This window comes from Vibrio sp. 99-8-1, from assembly GCF_013114595.1.
In the GTDB taxonomy this organism is placed as follows: Bacteria; Pseudomonadota; Gammaproteobacteria; order Enterobacterales; family Vibrionaceae; genus Vibrio.
Genome location: NZ_VTXE01000056.1, coordinates 1 through 21,189, shown reverse-complemented (window position 1 = coordinate 21,189; position 21,189 = coordinate 1). Strand labels below are relative to the sequence as shown.

Genomic DNA, 21,189 nt, shown 5'->3' with positions numbered 1-21,189 from the left:
AGTAGTACAGATAGCAGCAGTTAGAGTTGTTTTACCGTGGTCAACGTGGCCGATAGTACCAACGTTTACGTGCGGTTTCGTACGTTCAAATTTTTCTTTAGACATGAGTTGTCCCTCTAGGTACGGATTTAGGTGGCTTTGATGACCACGCAACCAAAAAAATCTTGGTGAAAAAATGTTCTTAACAACTAAACTTAGTTTAGTCATCCAAAAATATCAAAAGGAAATAATTGCTTCAGAGCTGGTGCTGATAGGCGGATTTGAACCGCCGACCTCACCCTTACCAAGGGTGCGCTCTACCAACTGAGCTATATCAGCACTTTTATAGATTGGAGCGTGCAGCGGGAATCGAACCCGCATCATCAGCTTGGAAGGCTGAGGTAATAGCCATTATACGATGCACGCACTCGTAACTCTGAGAGCTATTTCCTTAAGAATATGGTGGAGGGGGACGGATTCGAACCATCGAAGGCGGAGCCGGCAGATTTACAGTCTGCTCCCTTTGGCCACTCGGGAACCCCTCCAAAATTCTTTTTCTTAAAAGCTCTTTACTTTTAAAAAATGGTGCCGACTACCGGAATCGAACTGGTGACCTACTGATTACAAGTCAGTTGCTCTACCTACTGAGCTAAGTCGGCACATAAGTGGAGCGCATTCTATGGGATGATCTTTACCCTTGCAATAGGAAAATTGAAAAAAATATCTTTTATTCTCTTTCATCGCGATTTGATGTTCAATTTCATAGCAAAACGCTGTAAATTTGCACAGTAAATTGCTATAAAATACCATCTGGAACGAATCGCTGTTAAAATCTTTTCTCTCCCAAAATAGCAGATAAAAATCGATTAAAATTTACTCAACCACACTCATATCACAACGAGATGTCGGCTTTATTGCTCTTTTTTTGCTTTTTTTCTTCTTGGTTATTCTGTTCTGTAGTCAATATCTCTTGAATTCATCTTCACTTGATGTATTTTCGCAAGCTAGCTAATAAAAAATCGAGATTTTCTATGAGTCCTTATATGTCATTTAGCCGCAATCAATGGGCAGAACTTCGCAACGCTGTCCCTATGACATTGTCGGAAGAAGACTTACAAGAGCTTCAAGGTATCAATGAGAGCCTTACCATGAAAGAAGCGGTGGAAATTTACTTGCCACTATCTCGGTTACTAAACCTCTATGTGTCAGCTCGACAAAGTCGCAATACCGTATTGCAGAGTTTCTTAAATAAGCAAGAGCCGTCAACACCCTTTATTATCGGCATTGCAGGCAGTGTTGCGGTAGGAAAAAGCACCACCGCCCGTTTGCTTAAAGCGTTACTGTCTCGCTGGGATAAACACCCCAAAGTAGAGTTGATTACCACCGATGGTTTTTTGCTACCCAATCGAATATTAAATGAACGGGATTTGATGAAGAAAAAAGGCTTTCCTGAGTCTTATGATATGCGTCGTCTTGTTCAGTTTGTTTCAGACGTAAAAGCAGGAAAGAGGAATGTATCAGCGCCTGTTTACTCACATATCACTTACGATATAACCCAACATGAAAAAGTCGTTGATCGACCCGACGTGCTGATTATTGAAGGGTTAAACGTGCTGCAAAGTGGTATGGATTACCCTCATGATCCTCACCGGGTATTTATTTCTGATTTTGTCGATTTTTCTATTTATGTCGATGCCGAATCCGATCTGATCGAACGATGGTACGTCGAGCGATTTTTGCAATTTCGCCAAAGCGCATTTAAAAAGCCGGGGTCATACTTCTCCCACTACACCAAAATGAACCAACAACAAGCGATAAAAAAAGCGGAAGATATCTGGCGCTCTATTAATGGCAAAAACCTAAAACTCAATATCTTACCCACCAGAGAGAGAGCCCAACTGATCCTGAAAAAAGGGCTTAATCACACAGTTGAAGAAGTGTTACTTAGAAAATAGACGCCATCTTATTAAAGCTTATTCGCCTACTGAAAGGTGAATAAGCTCGCGATATCATTACTGCGCTCGAAGAGAAATTTCACCGCCAATAAAGCTCTCTACCCCTTGTTCAGTTTCTAAAAGCAGAGCTCCCTGTTCGTTAATACCCTGAACAATGCCACTGATCTCCCTTTTGCCAAGGAGCAGTTTGGCTGGACGACCAATGAAATTATCAAGCCGATTCCAACGTTCCACAAACCCTAGCATCCCATTACTTTCATAATCCGTTAACGCGGCCTGCCACGCCTTTATCAATCCCACCGCCATGTCGTTACGCTCTGGCAATGACTCTGCCACTTCCATAAGTGACACCCAAGGTTGGTCGATACCCGATATTTTTTTCGACATGCTGACATTAAGTCCCATACCAATCACTAAATGTGCTGCACCACCAGCTTGCCCACTCATTTCAACCAAAATACCAGCCAATTTTTTGTCTTGATAATAGAGATCATTAGGCCACTTCAATTTAACCCCGTTGATCCCCATTTTTTCTAACGCTTCAACAATGGCGACACCGACAACTAAACTGAGTCCCATCGCGGCTGCCATGCCCGCATCTAACTTCCAGTACATGGAGAGGTAAAGATTGGAACCAAATGGAGAGATCCACTGCCTGCCTCGTCTGCCCCGACCTTGCGTCTGATATTCAGCAAGACAAACCGAGCCGCTTTCTAATTGCTCAACGTTATTCAATAAATGCTCATTGGTGGAATCAATAACTGAAATAAGTTCTACAGGCGATGAGATTTTCTGTTGTAAATAACGAAGATCTAGCAGTTGTAACGGCGTTGCTAACTTATAGCCTCGCCCTTGAACACTAAATACATCTAATCCCCAATCGATTAATCCTTTAATATGCTTGCTTACCGCAGCACGAGAAATATTGAGTTGTCCGCCGATTTCCTCTCCTGAAATAAACTCACCTTGTGCCAGTAGCTCAATGATTTTATGCTTTGCGAGATGCTCTCTCATCAATTTGTTCTCTCTATCAGCGCCAATAATGACGTTTCTTGCTGACCACCCATAAACCGAACCTCATGCTCTAAAGAAACAGAAAACTTATCGTAAACCACTTGGCGAACATGCTCAGCGAGAGCAACAATGTCTTCCGCGCTAGCTTTATCATGGTTAATTAATACTAACGCTTGCTTCTGATGTACTTGAGCGCCACCAACCTGCTGACCTTTTAGGCCACTTTTATCAATCAGCCACCCAGCGGCCAATTTCATCTCACCTGCAAATGGAAACGCGACAAGATCAGGAAACTGCTGCAATAGCGTTTGATAGTGAGAAACAGATACCACTGGATTTTTAAAAAAACTTCCGGCATTACCCATTACCGCAGGATCAGGTAACTTGCTCATTCTAACCTGACACACTTCATCAAATACACGCTGAGGCGTCAGGTGTTGCGCGGGAATATCCGCTAAGCTTCCGTAATTCACCAGTGGTTGCCACTCTTTATCTAACTTAATTCCCACCGCCATTATTACCACTCTGTTGTAGAGTGATTGTTTAAATATTGAATCTCGGTAGGCAAACAGACATTCATCAGCGCTGAGTCGTTGTTCAGATAGGTCATCTAGATGTAGTACATCAACGTATTGGCAAACATCTTTAAACTCTTTTCCATATGCACCAATATTTTGAATAGGAGCCGAACCGGCGCAACCTGGAATCAGAGCAAGATTTTCTAACCCCGCCATGCCTTGCTTAACGCTCCACTCAACCAGCTTAGGCCAATCTTCTCCGCCATTAACATGCAATAACCAGTTATTGCTATCTTCTGCGACGGTAATGCCTTTAATACGGTTAACAATAACCACACCATTATAATGCTGTGTAAACAGCAGATTGCTTCCTTTACCCAGCATCAATTTAGGTAATGAGGACCATTGCGGATCTTTATAAACGGATATGAGTTCTTCTTTCGACTCAATAATGACCAAAACCTCACAACTAACATCAATGGAAAAGGTATGAAAAGGTTTAAGGTTGGCTTTTTTATATATCTGCATAACGTTCAAGGATAGAATAACACTGGACCTATTCTACCCTATTGATCGAAGAAGCACAGTTTTGAATGAACGCTATCATTATTGAACCATTGGAGCCGATAAAGCTCCCATTAGTGCAGAAGTTATATAAGCAATATTACCCTTCTGCCAAAGCAAAAAAAGATGAACTAATTTTTACTGCATATTGTCATAATGATCTCTGTGCAGTAGTACGCTTTCGTACTATTGATAAGTGGCGGCTGTTAACGGGTATGCTAGTGATTCCAGAATATCGCCAACAAGGTATTGCTCATTTATTAATGCAAGAATGCCAGCGGCAGACATTAAAAGAAGGTGACTACTGTTTTGCCTTTGAACATTTAGCGCAGTTTTATACTCAACATGGTTTTAAGTCCGTCGCAGCCAATGCGCTTCCTAATACACTTGAGCAGCTATTTCAACGCTACTCAAATAGCGGTAAACACATTATCGCTATGAAATTTGTCAATAATTAACACTATCCAGTAAAAGTGACGATTATTATTAGTCACTAAGCATCTATCTTTGATAAAATTTGCTACTGGCTATTTTGAAGTAACCGAGGTCAACAACTCAATATGATGGCGTTTAATACTCCTTTTAAGAACATGCCGACAATTGCCGTAGAACCAGAGCAATTTGAAGTACTATTTGCAGCAAAAGATTTTCGTCACCGTTTAATCGAGAAAATACGCGTGGCAAAAGAACGGATCTATATTACTGCTCTTTATCTTGAGGATGATGATGCTGGACGCGAGATATTGACAGCGCTATACGAAGCTAAGCAGAACAATCCTCAGCTGGATATTATTATTTGTGTTGACTGGCATCGTGCTCAACGGGGACTCATTGGCGCAGAAAGTTCCGAAGGAAATGCAGCACTCTACAAAGCTTTTTCTCAAAAATATCAACACAAAATCCCAGTTTACGGAGTCCCGGTTAGAGGCCGAGAAGTATTTGGTGTACTTCACTTAAAGGGATTTATTATTGATGACACCGTTTTCTATAGCGGCGCCAGTTTAAATAATGTCTATTTGCACTTTGATCAAAAGTACCGATTTGATCGCTATCATATTATTAAAAACAAAACACTCTCTAATAGTATGGTGAGCTTTATTCAATCAGAAATGCTGTCTCATCCGGCGGTGAATAGATTATGCTGCGATGACAAACCTCATACCAAAGAGTTGAAGCAAGCCATTCGCCAGTTTCGGGCATCATTGTCGCAATCTAGCTATCATTTTGTTGATCAGTCCATTTCTGACCAGCAAGTTGCTCTAACTCCATTAGTCGGGTTAGGTAAACGAAGAAACCGTTTAAATAAAAAAATAAATCAGCTACTTGCAAGTGCAAAAGATGAAATTTTCATTTGTACGCCCTATTTTAACTTCCCTAAAAGTGTCGCTAAAGAAGTAAAAAAAGCGATAAAACGAGGCGTAAAGGTCTCTATCGTGGTGGGAGACAAAACCGCGAATGATTTCTATATTCCACCAGAAGAAAGGTTTAAGACCATTGCGGGCTTACCATACCTATATGAATTAAATTTAAGACGTTTTGCTAAGGCGAATGAAGCAAATATGGCAAGCCGAAAGTTGTCTATTTACTTATGGAAGCATGATAAAAACAGCTACCATCTTAAGGGCATCTGGGTAGACAAAAAGCACATGCTGTTGACGGGTAATAATTTAAATCCAAGAGCTTGGAGTTTAGATCTAGAAAACGCGTTATTACTGCAAGATCCAAATGGTTTATTAAAAGAGAAGTTTGAGCATGAAATGGATAATATTCTGGAACATACTTCGTTAGTCGGCAGTTACCGGCACTTAGATAAAGTCGATACCTATCCAATGGAAGTGCAACGTTTACTAAAGAAAATCACTCGAGTTAAGGCGGATAAAGTACTGCAGAAAATACTATAGTATCACTCTCCTTCAAGAGTACCTCAGTTCACGACTCTATCTCTTACAAAGCCTTCTAATTTTAGAAGGCTTTGCTGCATTTTTAACAAGCACCATTGCATTCGTTGCAACATTGTTAATAAGAAACCATGAAATTCCCTCGCTTCTGAAACAATGTGAAAAGTACTATTTACTTTTTTTCTTATCATTATTTTCTTATCAATATTTTTTCTACCTCTACTCATTTTGGAGTAGATAAAATTAACCCTTAAGTGGTACAAGCCCCGCATAACAAGGGATTCAGGGCTTGTATAAAAAAATGAACAGAGTAGTACCCACAAAGTGGTAAGGGTTAAAATGGTTATTTTCCCACCTATCAATAAAATTGAACTCAGCGCAAATTTTTGCAGAACGCTTTTCTGTTTGTCTCTGCAAATTGATCTAAATCAACCGCAATTGTTAGTTCAGTGTTAACTTTTATTAGTCATTAGTTTAGTTAGAGCTAATATACCTCGTTCTACTTATAATTAATATGTCTGTTAACAAAAAAAAATAAAAAGGAAGGCCCATATGGATGGCTACGATCTCCTAGAGAAAAACGGCATAACCCGACGCTCTTTTATGCAATTTTGCACTGGTTTAGCCGCAACGATGGGAATCCATAACGCTTCTGCTGGTCAAACTGTTGCCGACGCACTAACACAAAAAACCAGACCTCCAGTAATTTGGATTGGTGCTCAAGAGTGTACAGGCTGTACTGAATCTTTACTTCGTTCTACTCACCCTACTGTAGAAAATCTCATTTTGGATATGATATCCCTTGAGTATCATGAAGTACTGTCCGCTGCTGCTGGACACAAAGTCGAAGAAAACAAGCATCACGCGATCGAAAAATACAAAGGAAAATATGTTCTTGTCGTGGATGGTTCCATCCCAATCAAGGATGGTGGTGTGTATTGCATGGTGGCGGGAAAACCAATCGTTGAACACATCAAGGAAGCGGCCGAACATGCCGCGGCTATTATTGCCATTGGTTCTTGCGCAGCATGGGGTGGTGTACCATCCATTGGTGTAAATCCTACAGACGCTCGTTCTCTGCAAGATATTCTTCCAGGAAAAACTATTGTGAATATTCCTGGCTGCCCACCAAACCCACACAACTTCTTAGCAACGGTCGCCCACCTTCTTACTTACAATAAGTTGCCTGGATTAGATGAAAAAGGCCGACCAACATTTGCTTATGGCCGACTTATCCATGAAAACTGTGAACGCCGCCCTCATTTCGATGCTGGCCGCTTTGCCGTTGAGTTTGGTGATGAAGGACACCGCGAAGGTTGGTGTTTATACAAGCTTGGCTGCAAAGGCCCAGAAACCTACGGCAACTGTCCTACTTTGGAGTTTTGTGATGTGGGTGGTGGCATATGGCCTGTTGGTATTGGTCACCCATGCATCGGTTGTAATGAAGAGAATGTTGGCTTTACCAAAAGCATTCACCAACTATCAAACGTTCGCTTACCCACACCTCCTGCTCAGCTTCCTGAAGTAGGAACACAAGTCGGGGAGTCCGCCTCTCCGGGTGCATCTGCGCTACTAGGCGGCATAGCTGGGCTTGCTGCGGGTGTGAGTGTCATGACGGTTCGTGAACTTACTCGTCAAAATAAAGCCAAGGAAACCTCATCCGAAAATAATGAGGAGGCGTAATGGATCGCCGAAATTTTTTGAAGCTATCAGCGTCGGGGGCGGTTATTGCGACCACCAGTAACCCCTCTGCTGCTCGGGAACCGCTTCTTCCCCCATCGGAAGCTATTGGTATGCTCTATGACGCGACACTTTGCATTGGCTGCCAAGCTTGCGTGGTAAAATGTAAAGACGTGAACCATATGGAACCAAATCCAAATGGTGATCCTCAATGGGAGCAAAATAGCCATTTATCACCATATGCACTGAATGTTATTCGTAAATATTCTAGTGGTGATGGCACAGAAAAAGATGTTGAGTTTAATGGGTTTTCCTACGTTAAACGTCAATGTATGCACTGTGTCGATCCAAACTGCGTATCCGTTTGTCCTGTATCTGCAATGCAGAAAGACCCTGTTACTGGCATCGTCACTAACGATCCCGACATTTGTACCGGCTGTCGATACTGCATGGTTGCATGTCCTTACAACATTCCTAAGTATGAATATCACGACCCGTTTGGTCAGCTGCAAAAATGCCAGTTTTGTAACCAGGAAGGCGTGGAAAGAATCGACAATGGTCTTCTTCCAGGCTGTGTAGAGGTGTGTCCTACAGGTGCCATTCTTTATGGAAAACGTGATGAGCTGTTAACTGAAGCCAAAAAGCGCTTAGAGATGAAAGTGGGTGAAGATTACCGTTACCCAAGAGAGCGTATTGATGCCGGATTAGAACACCAGAAAGCGATACCTAAATACCACCCGCACGTTTATGGTGAAACGGAAGGTGGGGGTACTCAAGTACTGGTTTTATCTGGTATTCCACATGAGAAGCTTGATCTGCCTGACATGCCAGCCAAGTCATACGGAGCTCGTTCAGAGACGGTACAGCATACTTTGTATCAAGGAATGATGTTGCCATTTGCAGCATTTATGGGACTGATGTACGCCACGCGCAAAAACATGTACCAAGATGACAACAGTCATTCTGATACAGACTCATCAGCAAAAGATAAGGAAGATAGTCATGAATGATCATTCTGATGTAAAACCTTTGGGTGGTCGATTATTTACTTGGCCAGTCCTATTTTTTGGCTTTTTTGCCATTGTCTGTGTTGTGGTTATAGGCAAACGTCTGGTTCTCGGTTTAGGACCTGTCACCAACTTAAATGGTGGTTACCCTTGGGGAATCTGGATCGGTTTCGATCTATTAGTAGGTACGGGGTTTGCCTGTGGAGGATGGGCACTCGCTTGGGCGGTGTATATCTTCAACAAAGGTGAGTATCACCCACTCGTCCGCCCTGCTCTACTGGCCAGTTTATTTGGTTACGCTTTGGGTGGTTTATCTATTTTGATGGATATCGGTCGCTGGTGGAACTTACCGTATTTTTATATCCCCGGATATTTTAATACCAACTCGGTTCTATTTGAAACGGCCATCTGTATGACCATTTATATGTTTGTACTTATGGTGGAGTTTGCCCCTGCCCTGTTGGAAAAACTAGGCTTGAAAATCCCTCTAAAGGTACTGAATAAGATCTTATTTGGTGTCATCGCGCTAGGTGCTCTATTACCTGCAATGCACCAATCATCAATGGGTTCATTATTCTTATCTGCGGGTCACAAAATTCACCCATTATGGCAAAGCTACGAGTTCCTTCCGCTGTTTTCTTTACTTGGCGCTCTAATCATGGGCTTTTCCATTGTGGTATTTGAAGGTGGTTTGGTTGCTGCCGGAATGAAAGGGCGGATGCCCGATGAAAGACCACTGTTTAATAAACTTATCTCATTTGTTCAGATCTTAGTTGGGATGTTTATTGTAGTTCGTTTCCACTCTATCAACCTTACGGATAAATGGGAGTACGTGTTTGCAGGGGACATCTATTCTTGGCTTTTCTGGATTGAAAACTTCCTACTTCTATGGCCAATTTTATTGATCAAGCGTGTTCATAAGAGTGCAGTAATGCTATTTGCTGCCGCGATTAGTTTGCTCGTTGGCGCGGCTATGTATCGTATTGATATGGCCATTGTCGCCTACAACCCAGGTGACGGATATAACTACTTCCCATCTATAGAAGAGATACTACTTTCATTTGGCTTAGTTGCTATCGAAGTCGTGGGTTATATCGTCATCATTAAACTGCTTCCGGTACTTCCCGGTGTCAGTACTACAAACCGTATACACAAAGCCTAAGTGGCATAGAATAATTACAAAGGGATATCACAATGAGTCAACGTATTACTATTGATCCGATTACCCGCATCGAAGGCCACTTGCGTATCGATTGCGAAATAGAAGATGGAAAAGTTACCAATGCATGGTCTTCAGGGACTATGTGGCGAGGAATGGAAGAGATATTAAAAGGGCAAGATCCTAGAGATGCTTGGGTGATCACTCAACGTATTTGCGGAGTGTGTACCACTGTTCATGCGATTGCTTCTGTTCGCTCTGTAGAAAGTGCTCTGGATTTAGATATTCCAGTGAATGCACAGCATATTCGTAATATGATTGTTGCGGCCCACGGAATACACGATAACGTGGTTCACTTTTATCAACTATCAGCGCTGGATTGGGTTGATGTTGTTTCTGCTCTTTCTGCGGATCCAGTCAAATGTGAAAAAATCTGCGCACCTTTATCGACTTGGTCTCTAAACTCTGCTGCAGAATTCCAAAAAGTAAAAGACAAGCTACAAGGTTTAGTTGACAGTGGTCAGCTTGGTATTTTTGCTAACGGATACTGGGGACACAAAGAGATGAAACTCTCTCCTGAAGTGAACCTAATTGCCGTTGCTCACTATTTGCAAGCACTTGAATATCAAAGAAACGCCAACCGAATCGTTGCGATTCTTGGCGGTAAAACCCCTCATATCCAAAACTTGGCCGTGGGCGGTGTAGCGAACCCGATCAACCTTGATGCTCCAAGTGTGCTAAACCACGAACGATTAATGTACATAAAATCATTTATCGATCAGCTGGATGAGTTTATCGAACAAGTGTACAAAATTGACGTGGCTATTGTTGCAGCTCACTATCCTGAGTGGCTGTCGATTGGGGAAGGGGTGACAAACTATCTATCCGTTCCTGATCTACCAACAGATGGCAAAGGCGGCAGTTTCTTAATGCCTGGTGGCTATATTGAGAATGGAGACATTTCTACCTTTAAGCCTATTACCAGCCATAAAGATCAATACCTAATCGATGGTGTAGAAGAGAGCAGTAAACACTCTTGGTACCAAGAGGATGGCCCATTCCATCCATGGGATGGTAAAACAAATCCGAACTACACAGGGTTTGAAGACGAAGGTAAGTACTCGTGGGTTAAATCTCCAACCTTCTACGGTAAAGCGGTTCAGGTAGGGCCTCTAGCTCAAGTTCTGTGTGCCGTCGCTGCTGGTGATGAATCCACCACCAAACATCTAAACGATGTACTTGGTACCTTTGAAGCTCTAACGAATATTAAACCTGAAATTAAGCACCTTCACTCAACTCTGGGGCGTCATGCAACAAGAGCCGTAAGGTGTGCCGTGTTAAAAGATATTCTCGCGACTGAATGGCAAGCACTTATAGACAATATTGCCACTGGCGATACCACTACGTTTGTTAAACCTTACTTCCCTTATGGTGTAGTAAAAGGAGTCGGCTTCCATGAAGCACCACGCGGTCTGTTGTCTCACTGGATTGTCATTAAAGATGGCAAAATAGAGAACTATCAAGCCGTTGTTCCTTCAACTTGGAACTCGGGTCCAAGAAACAGTAATGACGATCTAGGCCCATATGAACATTCACTGATTGGCACACCAGTAGATGACCCAGAAAATCCTTTAGAGGTGATTCGGACCATTCACTCATTTGACCCATGCATGTCATGTGCGGTGCATATTGTTGATACCCGAGGAAAAGGTATCACCAAAGTAAAAGTATTGTAGTCATCTAACTAACCAAACGATGGCATAGCACTATGCCATCGTAATCATTAAACCACCTTTACCAAGTGAGTCGTAAGAGGGAAATTCCATTGAATATTCTAGTGTTAGGTGTCGGTAATTTATTGCTTAGCGATGAGTCCGTAGGTGTCCATACAGTGAATCAACTTGAAGATGAGTATCTCTTTCCAGAAGGAATCGATGTCGTTGACGGGGGGACAGCTGGAATGGAACTGCTTGATTATATCGCCAATAGAGAACATATCGTCATCGTTGATGCCGTATTAACTGGCGACGAACCCGGTACTGTCGTCACTCTTAAAGACGATGATGTTCCAGCACTGTTTAACAACAAGGTCTCTCCTCATCAGTTAGGCTTGTCCGATCTTCTCGGTGCATTAAAGCTAACAGGAGAGTCCCCAAAAAACATTTTATTAATCGGCATAGTTCCTGAATCAGTAGAACCGGGATTAGAAATGACCCATACCGTTAGCAAAGCCATTCCTACCATTAAAAAGTTGGTGGTAGACCACCTGCAAGACATCGGTATCACTTTGCAAAAGAGAGAGGCACCTGTATGTGCATAGGTGTGCCTTCCAAAGTCGTTAGTTTATCTGATGATAATTTATCTGCGGTGGTGGAGTCCAAAAATGGTCAACAGACCGTCAGCCTACTGATGATGGACAGTGGTGTTCAAGTAGGTGATTACTTACTTATTCAGGTGGGTGGGTTTGCCGTAGACAAAATGGATAGTGAAGAAGCACTTAAAGCGATTGAGTTAATAAAAGCCATTGAACATGGAGACATAGAACGTGCCATTGAACTTTACTAATAATCCTGCGGAACTCGTTGAGCAAGTATTTACCGACATTCACCTCAATGAGATGGCTGACTTGCCTTTCGTGAATCCATATCTTTCTGTAAAAAGTGTTGGTTTCGCTCTCTTTGAGGGTGATTGGCTTGGTATATTGCTTACTCCTTGGACATTAAGTGCACTGGTTATCGCAGGTCCTAATCGAAACTGGCAAGATTTTACTGTCGGCGACAAATTTGGCCTAAAGCTACCATCCGGTGACTACACTTTTTTTGTAGGGCAGCATGAAAAGTTAGGTACTTATCTCTCTTGTTCATTGCTCTCTCCAGTTGGCGATATTGCGAATCAACAAGCAGGATTAAAACTGGCGGAGGATATTCGCCGCTTAATTACCGCCATTCCAACCACTGAATTACATGTAGATGACCAATCTCGTCGAGCGTTATTTGGCAAGCTACTAAAAACTGAGCTAACCAGTTAAATGTCTACTCAATTGCCCACCAACAAGATAGCTATTGCGGCTCCTTCTGCCGGGCATATTAATTTATACGTAACGGTTGAAGAGACAGTAATCACGAACGTATCCATTGCCAATAAACGCCCTCAACATATAGGGCGCTTACTGTGTGACTTATCTTCATCTGACGCACTAAACCGCATTCCAACACTTTTTATGTTGTGCTCTCAAGCACAGCAAAGTGCCGCACTTGGTGCATTATTACACGCAACAGGAAACGCTTTTTCCAGCACTCAAATTGAACGTATGTCTGTCGGCTGTGCACTTGAATGGTTAAAAGAACACTGCTGGCAATTATGGCAAATGGAGAGAGAGCTATTTGGAGCTGACTTTGCAACAGAAGAGAGCATTGCATTAAGTCGCCTGCTGCTCCAGCAGTTACGAACACTAACACCATTAGCTATGTCTGATTGCCAACCAGTACCTCAACCAGATTGGCATGCGATTCAATTAGCACTTGAACCACTGTTTGGTGTACCAGTACAAACATTTATCGATTTTTCCATGAAACAACTCGATCAATGGGCTCAATGTAACTCCCCTTATGCACAACTTTTTTCCGCCATGCTAGCAACAGAAATCAAAAATTTTGGAGCCACAGCCGGTGAACAGTGCGACCAAGAGAGTGGCCCCCTCTTACGCCAGAAAAATCATCCCCTTGTGGTGAGTGCAATGAGCAACTGGGGAAACAGTATCACCACCAGAACGTTAGCTCGACTGGTGGAAATAGCCTCTGTCAGCCAACACCCTGAACAAGCAATGCCGACTATGATGGGAGAAGCCTTCGCTTCAAGAGGTACGGTAAGTCATCAAGTCTCGATGGATACGCAAGCGAGAATAACCAACTATAAAATTGATGCACCGACTGACCGTTACTTCTCTGACAATGGCTTCGTTGTCCGTTCATTGATAGGACAAAAGTTTGTTGGCGAACAGTGGATTAGACAGTTGATATGGGCAATTGATCCCTGCGTTGAGTTTTCTATCCATCTCAATACAACACATGGAGAGCACTAAATATGCATGAAATGTCATTGTGCGAAAGCTTAATTCAAGTCGTAGAAGAACAAGCAAAAGCGCAAAACTATTCCAATGTCAAAACAGTATATTTGGAAGTGGGTGCTTTTTCAGGTGTTGAAAAAGACGCTATGTGTTTCTGTTTTGATGTCGTTTGTCGCGGAACCATAGCAGATTCAGCAAAATTAGAGATAACGGAATTACCCGCAACAGCTTGGTGTTTCGATTGCAGTAAAGAGATAGCCATTTCTAGCCGTTTAGATTCATGCCCTGATTGTCATGGATACAGCATACAAGCGAAAGGCGGAGATGAAATGCGAATTAAAGAATTGGAGGTTTACTAATGTGTACAACATGCGGCTGCGGAGCTGGAAACGTTAGAATAGAGGGTGCTCACCATCATCATGAACATGATCACCAACACGATCATGCTCATCATAACGATCATAATCACACCCATGATGATGGACATGACCATCATCACTCACATGACCACTCTCCTCAGGTCGTTCATCACCACCATTACCATGGGCCAGTACATATTCATTACCACATATCTGCTGAAGCCCAACCCGATGCTCCGCATTCTCATCCTCATCCACACGACCATGATCATAGCCACAGTCACAGTCACAGTCACAGTCACACGCATGAGCATGAGCATGAGCATGAGCATGAGCATGAGCATTTTAAAGCAGAAAAACAGGGAGAAGACCTTCATTTTGGAAAAGGTGCTGCACACTCCCACGCTCCCGGAATGACGCAAAGCCGAATGGTGCAGATTGAAAAAGATATCCTAGGTAAAAATGATGCTATTGCAGAAAAAAACCGTCAGTTTCTGCATAGCAAAAACATTACTACCCTCAATTTAGTTTCTAGCCCCGGCTCTGGGAAAACAACGCTGCTCACTGAAACATTAAGTAAATTAGATCACCTAAAATGTGCCGTAATTGAAGGCGATCAACAAACTACAAATGATGCAGATCGTATTAGAAAAACCGGGGCAAAAGCGATACAAATTAATACAGGCAAAGGTTGCCATCTAGATGCACAAATGGTTTCTGAGGCCATCGCCCATCTTTCTCCTAACGATAACACGACTCTATTTATTGAAAATGTAGGCAATTTAGTCTGCCCTGCTGCATTCGATCTTGGAGAGAGCCATAAAGTAGCGATTCTTTCCGTCACAGAAGGAGAAGATAAACCACTTAAGTATCCAGATATCTTTGCTGATGCAGATCTAATGATCATCAATAAAATCGACTTGCTGCCTCATCTTACATTTGATTTGGATGCTTGCGTCCAGAATGCAAAACGAGTGAACCCAAACATACAGCCACTGCTTGTTTCTGCGGTAACTGGGGAAGGAATGCAAGAATGGCTCGATTGGCTAGGGAGTCATTAAGATATGTGTTTAGGTATTCCGGGACAAATAGTGGAAATCACTGATGCACAAACCATGTTAGGCAATGTTGTGGTTAGCGGCATCAAGCGTGAAGTCAATCTGGCGTGTGTCGTTGATGGTGATATTAGCGATCTAATAGGAAAATGGGCATTGGTACATGTCGGTTTCGCCATGTGTATTATTGATGAAGAACAAGCAAAAGAGACCTTACACGCACTCGAGTCCATGCAAGCTCTTGACCATGAAATTGATGATTTTAGTCAACGCCAGCAGATAGGAGAGTAATGATGGATTATGTAGATGAGTTCCGCGACCCTCAACTCGCTAAGGCGATTGTTGCCAAGATTAAAAAAGTGGTTGATGCAATACCTGAAGAGATGAAACCACTACAGATTATGGAAGTATGTGGCGGGCATACTCATACCTTGTTTAAATACGGCATCCTACAACTACTACCTACAAGTATCGAGTTTGTCCACGGACCTGGCTGCCCTGTGTGTGTATTACCTAAGTCCCGACTTGATCAGTGTATCGCCATCGCAGAGCAACCAAATACTATTTTATGTACTTTTGGCGATGCAATGAGAGTTCCGGGAAGCAACGGTTCACTATTTGATGCCAGTTCACGAGGTTGTGATGTCCGTATGGTTTATTCTCCTATGGATGCGCTACTTATTGCGGAAAAAAATCCCGACAAACAAGTGGTGTTCTTTGCATTAGGGTTTGAAACCACAATGCCTGCCACCGCAATGACATTACAACAAGCCAAACATAACAACATCAGCAACTTTAAACTATTCTGTCAGCACATCACTTTAATGCCGACCCTTGTTGCGCTACTAAATCAAGATGATGTACGCATTGATGGTTTCTTACTACCCGGCCACCTTTCTATGATTATAGGAACCAAGCCTTATCAGCCATTGGTGGATCAATTTCACAAGCCAAGTGTTGTTACTGGCTTCGAACCTTTGGATATGCTGCAAGCCTTATTAATGCTAGTCAAACAGTTACAAGAGAAACGTTGTGTTATCGAAAATCAGTATTCTCGCGTTGTGGCAGATGAAGGTAATAAGAACGCACTGAGTGCAATGGCTGATGTATTCCAGATAAAACAAGCGAGTGAATGGCGAGGGTTAGGTGTAATTGAAGGTTCCGGCATTAAATTATCACCAGATTACCAACCTTTTGATGCAGAGCTTCATTTTAAACCGGAAAGTAGCACCGCCGCGGATCCGGAAGGGAGCCGATGTGGTGAAATTCTTGCCGGCCGCTGTAAACCTGATGACTGTCCACTGTTTGGTCATGCTTGCACCCCTGAAACAGCCATTGGCGCATTGATGGTCTCTTCAGAAGGCGCTTGTGCTGCCTATTATAACTATCGCAGAGAACCACTTGCAGAGGAACAAAATTGATGGAAGAGAGAATCACCTTAGCCCACGGTAGTGGTGGGAAAGCGATGCAGCAATTAATTGATCGTTTATTTATGAAGCAGTTCTCTAATGACACGCTTTGTAAGCAAGAAGATCAGGCTAAAATTCCTTTAGCACCACTGCTCACTAATGGAAGTCATCTCGCCTATTCAACCGACTCTTTTGTTGTTGATCCTATCGTTTTTCCCGGCGGAGACATTGGTAAGTTGGCGGTTTATGGCACGGCAAACGACGTGGCAATGAGTGGTGCAAAACCACTTTATCTATCCAGTGCTTTCATTTTAGAAGAAGGACTACTTTTTTCTGAGCTGGAAACCATTGTTATCTCTATGGCCAATGCGGCGAAAGAGGCCGGTATTCAAATTGTTACCGGGGACACCAAAGTCGTGCCTAAAGGCGCTGCTGATAAACTGTTTATCAATACTAGCGGCATTGGTGTTGTTCCTGAAGGTATCCTTTGGGGTGCTGAGACAATAAAGAGTGGTGACAACATTATCATCTCTGGAACATTAGGAGATCATGGCGCAACCATACTAAATTTGAGAGAAGGTCTGGGGCTAGATGGTTTGCTACAGAGTGACTGCCAACACTTATACCCATTAGTAGAGGCGTTACTGCCGATTAAAGGGGTGCGAACTCTTAGAGACGCGACGCGTGGAGGCGTTAATGCAGTACTACACGAGTTTGCTTCATCATCAGGTTGTGGCTTTCAACTTAACGAGGAATCACTACCAATGACTCAGGAAGTTAGAGGGATTTGTGAGCTACTCGGCTTAGAAGCCATTAACTTTGCCAACGAAGGCAAATTAGTAGCCATTGTCTCTCCACAAGATACAACATCAGCTCTTGAAGCATTAAAACAGTTATCTGGAGGTAAAGATGCTGCGGTAATTGGCCAGGTCAATGCCAATAAGAAAGTCACTATTGCTAATGCTTTTGGTGGCAGCCGTTGGTTAGACCTACCATCAACCGAACCGATGCCGAGGATCTGCTAGCCTATGATAGGGATTGAGATTCGAGTAAAAGGCAAGGTACAAGGGGTTGGCTTCCGCCCCTTTGTCTGGCAAATCGCTCACCAGTTAGAAATTAAAGGTGAAGTGCTTAATGATGGGCAAGGCGTCGTTATACGTTTAACCGATGCTGATCAGCTAGATGAATTTGTTCGTTTACTGCAAGCTGAGTTACCCCCTCTTGCTGAAATCGAATCTCTTGATACGTATGACTATTGTTGGGTATCAATGCCGGAGGCGTTCTCCATTGTTCAATCTCAATCGACATCCGTAGATACACAGATAGTTCCTGATGCCGCAACCTGCCCTGAGTGCATTGAAGAGCTCTATCAGCCAGAGAACGCTCGATACCTCTACCCATTTATTAATTGCACCCATTGTGGTCCTAGATTCACCATAATCAACGCCCTTCCCTATGACCGCCCAAAAACGGTCATGAAGCACTTCCCGTTATGCTCTCAATGCAGTTCCGAATACGGTAACCCCGCAGATAGAAGATATCATGCACAACCCGTCGCCTGCCCTGAGTGCGGACCTACTGTCTGGTTATTGGATCGCCATGGAGAGAAGATCAGCGGTAACTGGCTAGAAGTCATTGCAGATCAATTAGAGCAAGGAAATATTGTCGCAATCAAATCTGTTGGCGGCTTCCACCTTGCATGTGATGCCAGTAACCGTATTGCCGTGCAAACGTTGAGAGCTCGCAAAAATAGACAATTTAAACCTTTCGCTGTTATGGCAAACAATATCGATAGCGTCGTCGCTATTGCTCATTGCTCTGCATCACAACGTGAAATGCTACAAAGTCGTATCGCACCGATTACATTGCTTGAGAAGAGGGAGAGTAAGCTGCTTGCCGACAACATTGCGCCTGAGCTGGCTGAAATTGGCGTTATGCTACCATCTAATCCTTTGCAGCATCTCATTTCCAGCTACTTTCCTAAACCCGTTGTAATGACGTCAGGTAATGGTTCAGGGCTTCCTCCTGCATTAACAAATGAACAGGCGATATGCGAGTTGGCTGAAATAGCCGATATATTTGTCCTCCACGACCGAGAAATATTGCATCGCTGTGATGATTCACTCGTTCGGGTCAGTGACGAAGGAGAACTAGAAACACTGCGTCGCTCTAGAGGTCTAGTTCCTGATGCTATTCGTCTACCCAAAGGGTTTCCTTCTGCGGACGGTTATTTTGCTTATGGCGGTGACTTAAAGAGTGCTTTCGCGATAGGAAAAGGTAAACAGATCATTGTTAGCCAATACCTTGGTGATCTTGCCAATATCGAATCGCAACAACAATACAATCATGCAATTGAGCATTTTCAGTCTGTCTATCAGCTCTCCTTTAAACACCACATTGCCGACCTGCATCCCGGCTACTATAGCCATCAGCTAGCAGAAAAAACCTCAGAGTCAGTACAGTATGTGCAACATCATCACGCCCATATTGCCAGTTGCTTAATCGAGAATGGTTGGCCGAATAATGGCGATAATGTTCTCGCTCTTGCTCTTGATGGATTAGGCTTTGGCGATGATGGTGAGTTTTGGGGAGGAGAGCTATTTATTGCCAATTATGCTCAGTATAAAGTCATTGGCGGAATACCTTCGGTGACGCTTATCGGAGGAGATAGTGCTGCGAGACAGCCTTGGCGTTCTTTTTACTGCCACTTGAAAACATTTTTACCTACACTTTCAACCTCTCAACTTGATGCGCTTTTTACCGACAAGCCGTATAAGTTGCTTGATACCGCCATTGAAAAAAACATAAATACCCATGTTACCCGCTCTGCCGGGCGTTTATTTGACGCCGTAGCAGCATCATTAGGCATTGCTGTAGACGCCATTGAGTATGAAGGACAAGCGGCTTGCCAGTTGGAAGCTCTTGCTTCTCAGTCTGCTAGCACGGTGCCTTGCCCTATAAAAATTGAACTCACAGATCTGAAGCTAAATCTTCAGGCATTCTGGAAGCAGTGGTTACATCTTGAGGGCCGTCGTTGTGATAAAGCTCGATGGTTTCACATAGCTCTTTCTACTGCATTAGCAAAAATGGTTAAACGTGCTAATCAGACACATAACATTGATCACTTAGTGCTAACCGGTGGCGTATTTCACAACAAACTTTTGACCTCTCTGCTAAGAAAAGAGCTAGAGCAGTCAATGACGATCTTACAACATAAAAAATATTCATGTGGCGACGGTGGGATTGCTTTAGGGCAATTGGCTGTCGCACTTAGTCAAAACAAACAAGCTAATTAAAAAGTAATACCATTAAAGGAAAATGAAATGAAAAAATTACTTATCTCTACATTGATTCTACTTCCAGGTTTGGCGTTCGCACACCCGGGAGCCGCTCACTCTCACCCTGAAGAGCTTACTGGTGGTTTAATGCTATTGGCCGCGGCAGTAGGTGCTTACTATATTTGGAAGAATAAGTAACTTCTGTTCTAAATATTTTTAGTCCGTTAGTTCTAACTTGCTATAACGAGGAGTTTTCTCTTGTTATAGCAAGTTGACGGTTCAATATCTTGGTGCAATTATTCTTTAATCCAGCGCCATGCATCATTTAATTTGGTTATTTCAAAATGCTTTTCGTCTATCCCAACTAACTTTCCAAAAGGGCTGTCTGCAGCGACAAGTAAGCCGATCAGTTTACTATCAGAAACAATCGCCAATTTATTAATGTTCTTCAAATTTGAGAATGTCCATTTCAAATCTTTATAGACCACATTAGCATCCATTGAGAATTTTCCATTAAGTACAATAAGCACATTAATTGCGCCCTGCTCTTGTATAAGATTATCCAGTTTCTCAATCCATTGATTTTCTTGTTGTGAGTCTATTTTTCCTGAAATCTCAAGGCCAATAGTCGCACCTTCACTCTCTATTAATTGTTTGATCATTTTTTCCACCAATGATGTCAATAAAACTCAATATTGATTATGCATGATGCTGCTTAGGTTAATGTCAGAAAAGTGTATTCATGCTTCTATTTGATCGAAGTCGATATTTCCTGACCATTTAACAGATATAAAAAAGCCTCAGCATTTTCTGCTAAGGCTTACTGTTCTTATTCCTAAGAATATCTGGCGGAGTGGACGGGACTCCCTACGCCTTGAAAACAAGCGCGCCCCCGGCGTGACAGGCCGCTTTCTCTAACAAAGAGGCTAGAATCTCCATGGATGGAGTGAATGCCAATCAATGTCGGGAACATTGTTGGCACAACTGAACTACCACGCTTAAACGAAAAAAACCTCAGCATTTCTGCTAAGGCTTACTTTTTTTATTCCTAAGAATAAATGGCGGAGTGGACGGGACTCCCGACCTCTTGAAAACAAGCGCGACCCCCGGCGTGACAGGCCGCTTTCTCTAATAAAAAGCTAACCAACTGAACTACCGCTCCTCTGCCCGCTTTGCTAGAGCTAACCATCGGTATTTTTTTATAACCGCTTAAACACAAAAAAGCCTTAACATCTCTGCTAAGGCTTA

Annotated in this window: 23 protein-coding genes and 4 tRNA genes; 18 read left to right on the top strand and 9 right to left on the bottom strand. The window is 42.9% G+C overall.

Annotated elements, in window-relative coordinates:
• The 5 genes from F0227_RS21085 to F0227_RS21065 all read right to left on the bottom strand — a co-directional run.
• Nucleotides 1-105: GTP-binding protein (locus F0227_RS21085; RefSeq protein ID WP_238928544.1), on the bottom strand; the 105-nt coding region annotated here is incomplete at its 3' end.
• A 137-nt stretch (nucleotides 106-242) separates the two neighbouring features.
• Nucleotides 243-318: transfer RNA gene (locus tag F0227_RS21080), tRNA-Thr, on the bottom strand.
• 12 nt (nucleotides 319-330) lie between these two features.
• Nucleotides 331-405: transfer RNA gene (locus F0227_RS21075), tRNA-Gly, on the bottom strand.
• Between the two features lie 34 nt (nucleotides 406-439).
• Nucleotides 440-524: transfer RNA gene (locus tag F0227_RS21070), tRNA-Tyr, on the bottom strand.
• Between the two features lie 38 nt (nucleotides 525-562).
• Nucleotides 563-638 (bottom strand) — tRNA-Thr (locus F0227_RS21065).
• Nucleotides 639-1,010: 372 nt separating this feature from the next.
• Here F0227_RS21065 and coaA point away from each other — a divergent pair.
• On the top strand, nucleotides 1,011-1,934 hold the full coding sequence (gene coaA, locus F0227_RS21060; protein ID WP_216613508.1) for a type I pantothenate kinase: 924 nt from the start codon (nucleotides 1,011-1,013) through the stop codon (nucleotides 1,932-1,934).
• A gap of 57 nt (nucleotides 1,935-1,991) precedes the next feature.
• Here the strand turns inward: coaA and birA are convergent, their stop codons facing one another.
• Nucleotides 1,992-2,948 carry a bifunctional biotin--[acetyl-CoA-carboxylase] ligase/biotin operon repressor BirA gene (birA, locus tag F0227_RS21055; RefSeq protein ID WP_171755226.1) on the bottom strand — a complete coding sequence of 319 codons (957 nt, stop codon included), beginning with the start codon at nucleotides 2,946-2,948 and terminating at the stop codon, nucleotides 1,992-1,994.
• A complete protein-coding gene (gene murB, locus F0227_RS21050; protein WP_171755225.1) occupies nucleotides 2,948-3,994 on the bottom strand; it encodes a UDP-N-acetylmuramate dehydrogenase in 1,047 nt (348 codons plus the stop codon). Before murB ends, birA begins: the two co-directional genes overlap by 1 nt.
• Nucleotides 3,995-4,059: 65 nt before the next feature.
• Between murB and F0227_RS21045 the strand changes: the two genes are divergently transcribed.
• From F0227_RS21045 to F0227_RS20965, 17 genes are all read left to right on the top strand, one after another.
• A complete protein-coding gene (locus F0227_RS21045) occupies nucleotides 4,060-4,488 on the top strand; it encodes a GNAT family N-acetyltransferase (RefSeq protein WP_171755224.1) in 429 nt (142 codons plus the stop codon).
• Nucleotides 4,489-4,590: 102 nt separating this feature from the next.
• Nucleotides 4,591-5,931: a CDP-diacylglycerol--serine O-phosphatidyltransferase gene (gene pssA / locus F0227_RS21040; RefSeq protein ID WP_171755223.1), complete on the top strand. Its 1,341-nt coding sequence runs from the start codon at nucleotides 4,591-4,593 to the stop codon at nucleotides 5,929-5,931.
• A 549-nt stretch (nucleotides 5,932-6,480) separates the two neighbouring features.
• Nucleotides 6,481-7,611 carry a hydrogenase 2 small subunit gene (gene hybO, locus F0227_RS21035; RefSeq protein WP_171755222.1) on the top strand — a complete coding sequence of 377 codons (1,131 nt, stop codon included), beginning with the start codon at nucleotides 6,481-6,483 and terminating at the stop codon, nucleotides 7,609-7,611.
• Nucleotides 7,611-8,618, top strand: coding sequence for a hydrogenase 2 operon protein HybA (gene hybA / locus F0227_RS21030; protein WP_171755221.1), 1,008 nt, complete (start codon nucleotides 7,611-7,613; stop codon nucleotides 8,616-8,618). Before hybO ends, hybA begins: the two co-directional genes overlap by 1 nt.
• Nucleotides 8,611-9,777, top strand: a complete 1,167-nt coding sequence (hybB, locus tag F0227_RS21025; RefSeq protein WP_171755220.1) for a Ni/Fe-hydrogenase cytochrome b subunit — start codon at nucleotides 8,611-8,613, stop codon at nucleotides 9,775-9,777. The genes hybA and hybB overlap by 8 nt, the downstream gene beginning before the upstream one ends.
• A gap of 32 nt (nucleotides 9,778-9,809) precedes the next feature.
• A complete protein-coding gene (gene hybC, locus F0227_RS21020; RefSeq protein WP_171755219.1) occupies nucleotides 9,810-11,510 on the top strand; it encodes a hydrogenase 2 large subunit in 1,701 nt (566 codons plus the stop codon).
• A gap of 89 nt (nucleotides 11,511-11,599) precedes the next feature.
• Nucleotides 11,600-12,094, top strand: coding sequence for a HyaD/HybD family hydrogenase maturation endopeptidase (locus tag F0227_RS21015; protein ID WP_171755218.1), 495 nt, complete (start codon nucleotides 11,600-11,602; stop codon nucleotides 12,092-12,094).
• A complete protein-coding gene (hypC, locus tag F0227_RS21010) occupies nucleotides 12,085-12,339 on the top strand; it encodes a HypC/HybG/HupF family hydrogenase formation chaperone (protein ID WP_171755217.1) in 255 nt (84 codons plus the stop codon). The genes F0227_RS21015 and hypC (F0227_RS21010) overlap by 10 nt, the downstream gene beginning before the upstream one ends.
• Complete coding sequence (gene hybE / locus F0227_RS21005) at nucleotides 12,320-12,802, top strand: [NiFe]-hydrogenase assembly chaperone HybE (protein ID WP_171755216.1); 483 nt, start codon at nucleotides 12,320-12,322, stop codon at nucleotides 12,800-12,802. The genes hypC (F0227_RS21010) and hybE overlap by 20 nt, the downstream gene beginning before the upstream one ends.
• Nucleotides 12,803-13,855, top strand: a complete 1,053-nt coding sequence (locus tag F0227_RS21000; RefSeq protein WP_171755215.1) for a hypothetical protein — start codon at nucleotides 12,803-12,805, stop codon at nucleotides 13,853-13,855.
• A gap of 2 nt (nucleotides 13,856-13,857) precedes the next feature.
• A complete protein-coding gene (gene hypA, locus F0227_RS20995; protein ID WP_171755214.1) occupies nucleotides 13,858-14,199 on the top strand; it encodes a hydrogenase maturation nickel metallochaperone HypA in 342 nt (113 codons plus the stop codon).
• A complete protein-coding gene (hypB, locus tag F0227_RS20990; RefSeq protein WP_171755213.1) occupies nucleotides 14,199-15,260 on the top strand; it encodes a hydrogenase nickel incorporation protein HypB in 1,062 nt (353 codons plus the stop codon). The genes hypA and hypB overlap by 1 nt, the downstream gene beginning before the upstream one ends.
• 3 nt (nucleotides 15,261-15,263) lie before the next feature.
• Nucleotides 15,264-15,545, top strand: a complete 282-nt coding sequence (hypC, locus tag F0227_RS20985; RefSeq protein WP_171755212.1) for a HypC/HybG/HupF family hydrogenase formation chaperone — start codon at nucleotides 15,264-15,266, stop codon at nucleotides 15,543-15,545.
• The gene (gene hypD / locus F0227_RS20980) at nucleotides 15,545-16,675 is read left to right on the top strand and encodes a hydrogenase formation protein HypD (RefSeq protein WP_253822147.1); all 1,131 of its coding nucleotides are present in this window, start codon (nucleotides 15,545-15,547) and stop codon (nucleotides 16,673-16,675) included. The genes hypC (F0227_RS20985) and hypD overlap by 1 nt, the downstream gene beginning before the upstream one ends.
• Nucleotides 16,675-17,688 (top strand): hydrogenase expression/formation protein HypE, encoded by a 1,014-nt coding sequence (hypE, locus tag F0227_RS20975; protein WP_171755211.1) that lies wholly within the window; start codon nucleotides 16,675-16,677, stop codon nucleotides 17,686-17,688. Before hypD ends, hypE begins: the two co-directional genes overlap by 1 nt.
• Nucleotides 17,689-17,691: 3 nt before the next feature.
• Complete coding sequence (hypF, locus tag F0227_RS20970) at nucleotides 17,692-19,959, top strand: carbamoyltransferase HypF (RefSeq protein ID WP_171755210.1); 2,268 nt, start codon at nucleotides 17,692-17,694, stop codon at nucleotides 19,957-19,959.
• Nucleotides 19,960-19,986: 27 nt separating this feature from the next.
• Nucleotides 19,987-20,139, top strand: a complete 153-nt coding sequence (locus F0227_RS20965; protein WP_171755209.1) for a hypothetical protein — start codon at nucleotides 19,987-19,989, stop codon at nucleotides 20,137-20,139.
• 98 nt (nucleotides 20,140-20,237) lie between these two features.
• On the opposite strand, the gene F0227_RS20960 is transcribed toward F0227_RS20965, so the two are convergent.
• Together F0227_RS20960 and F0227_RS21870 are read right to left on the bottom strand one after the other, a co-directional pair.
• A complete protein-coding gene (locus tag F0227_RS20960) occupies nucleotides 20,238-20,603 on the bottom strand; it encodes an STAS/SEC14 domain-containing protein (RefSeq protein WP_171755208.1) in 366 nt (121 codons plus the stop codon).
• Nucleotides 20,604-20,989: 386 nt separating this feature from the next.
• Nucleotides 20,990-21,189 (bottom strand): hypothetical protein (locus F0227_RS21870; protein ID WP_216613507.1); only part of this gene is annotated, 200 nt, incomplete at its 5' end.

Excerpts from the sequence above, each read along its gene's own strand:
- coaA (WP_216613508.1), top strand. The coding sequence starts at position 1,011 with ATGAGTCCTTATATGTCATTTAGCCGCAATCAATGGGCAGAACTTCGC.
- birA (WP_171755226.1), bottom strand. The coding sequence starts at position 2,948 with ATGAGAGAGCATCTCGCAAAGCATAAAATCATTGAGCTACTGGCACAA.
- murB (WP_171755225.1), bottom strand. The coding sequence starts at position 3,994 with ATGCAGATATATAAAAAAGCCAACCTTAAACCTTTTCATACCTTTTCC.
- F0227_RS21045 (WP_171755224.1), top strand. The coding sequence starts at position 4,060 with ATGAACGCTATCATTATTGAACCATTGGAGCCGATAAAGCTCCCATTA.
- pssA (WP_171755223.1), top strand. The coding sequence starts at position 4,591 with ATGATGGCGTTTAATACTCCTTTTAAGAACATGCCGACAATTGCCGTA.
- hybO (WP_171755222.1), top strand. The coding sequence starts at position 6,481 with ATGGATGGCTACGATCTCCTAGAGAAAAACGGCATAACCCGACGCTCT.
- hybA (WP_171755221.1), top strand. The coding sequence starts at position 7,611 with ATGGATCGCCGAAATTTTTTGAAGCTATCAGCGTCGGGGGCGGTTATT.
- hybB (WP_171755220.1), top strand. The coding sequence starts at position 8,611 with ATGAATGATCATTCTGATGTAAAACCTTTGGGTGGTCGATTATTTACT.
- hybC (WP_171755219.1), top strand. The coding sequence starts at position 9,810 with ATGAGTCAACGTATTACTATTGATCCGATTACCCGCATCGAAGGCCAC.
- hypC (WP_171755217.1), top strand. The coding sequence starts at position 12,085 with ATGTGCATAGGTGTGCCTTCCAAAGTCGTTAGTTTATCTGATGATAAT.
- F0227_RS21000 (WP_171755215.1), top strand. The coding sequence starts at position 12,803 with ATGTCTACTCAATTGCCCACCAACAAGATAGCTATTGCGGCTCCTTCT.
- hypA (WP_171755214.1), top strand. The coding sequence starts at position 13,858 with ATGCATGAAATGTCATTGTGCGAAAGCTTAATTCAAGTCGTAGAAGAA.
- hypB (WP_171755213.1), top strand. The coding sequence starts at position 14,199 with ATGTGTACAACATGCGGCTGCGGAGCTGGAAACGTTAGAATAGAGGGT.
- hypC (WP_171755212.1), top strand. The coding sequence starts at position 15,264 with ATGTGTTTAGGTATTCCGGGACAAATAGTGGAAATCACTGATGCACAA.
- hypD (WP_253822147.1), top strand. The coding sequence starts at position 15,545 with ATGATGGATTATGTAGATGAGTTCCGCGACCCTCAACTCGCTAAGGCG.
- hypE (WP_171755211.1), top strand. The coding sequence starts at position 16,675 with ATGGAAGAGAGAATCACCTTAGCCCACGGTAGTGGTGGGAAAGCGATG.
- hypF (WP_171755210.1), top strand. The coding sequence starts at position 17,692 with ATGATAGGGATTGAGATTCGAGTAAAAGGCAAGGTACAAGGGGTTGGC.
- F0227_RS20965 (WP_171755209.1), top strand. The coding sequence starts at position 19,987 with ATGAAAAAATTACTTATCTCTACATTGATTCTACTTCCAGGTTTGGCG.
- F0227_RS20960 (WP_171755208.1), bottom strand. The coding sequence starts at position 20,603 with ATGATCAAACAATTAATAGAGAGTGAAGGTGCGACTATTGGCCTTGAG.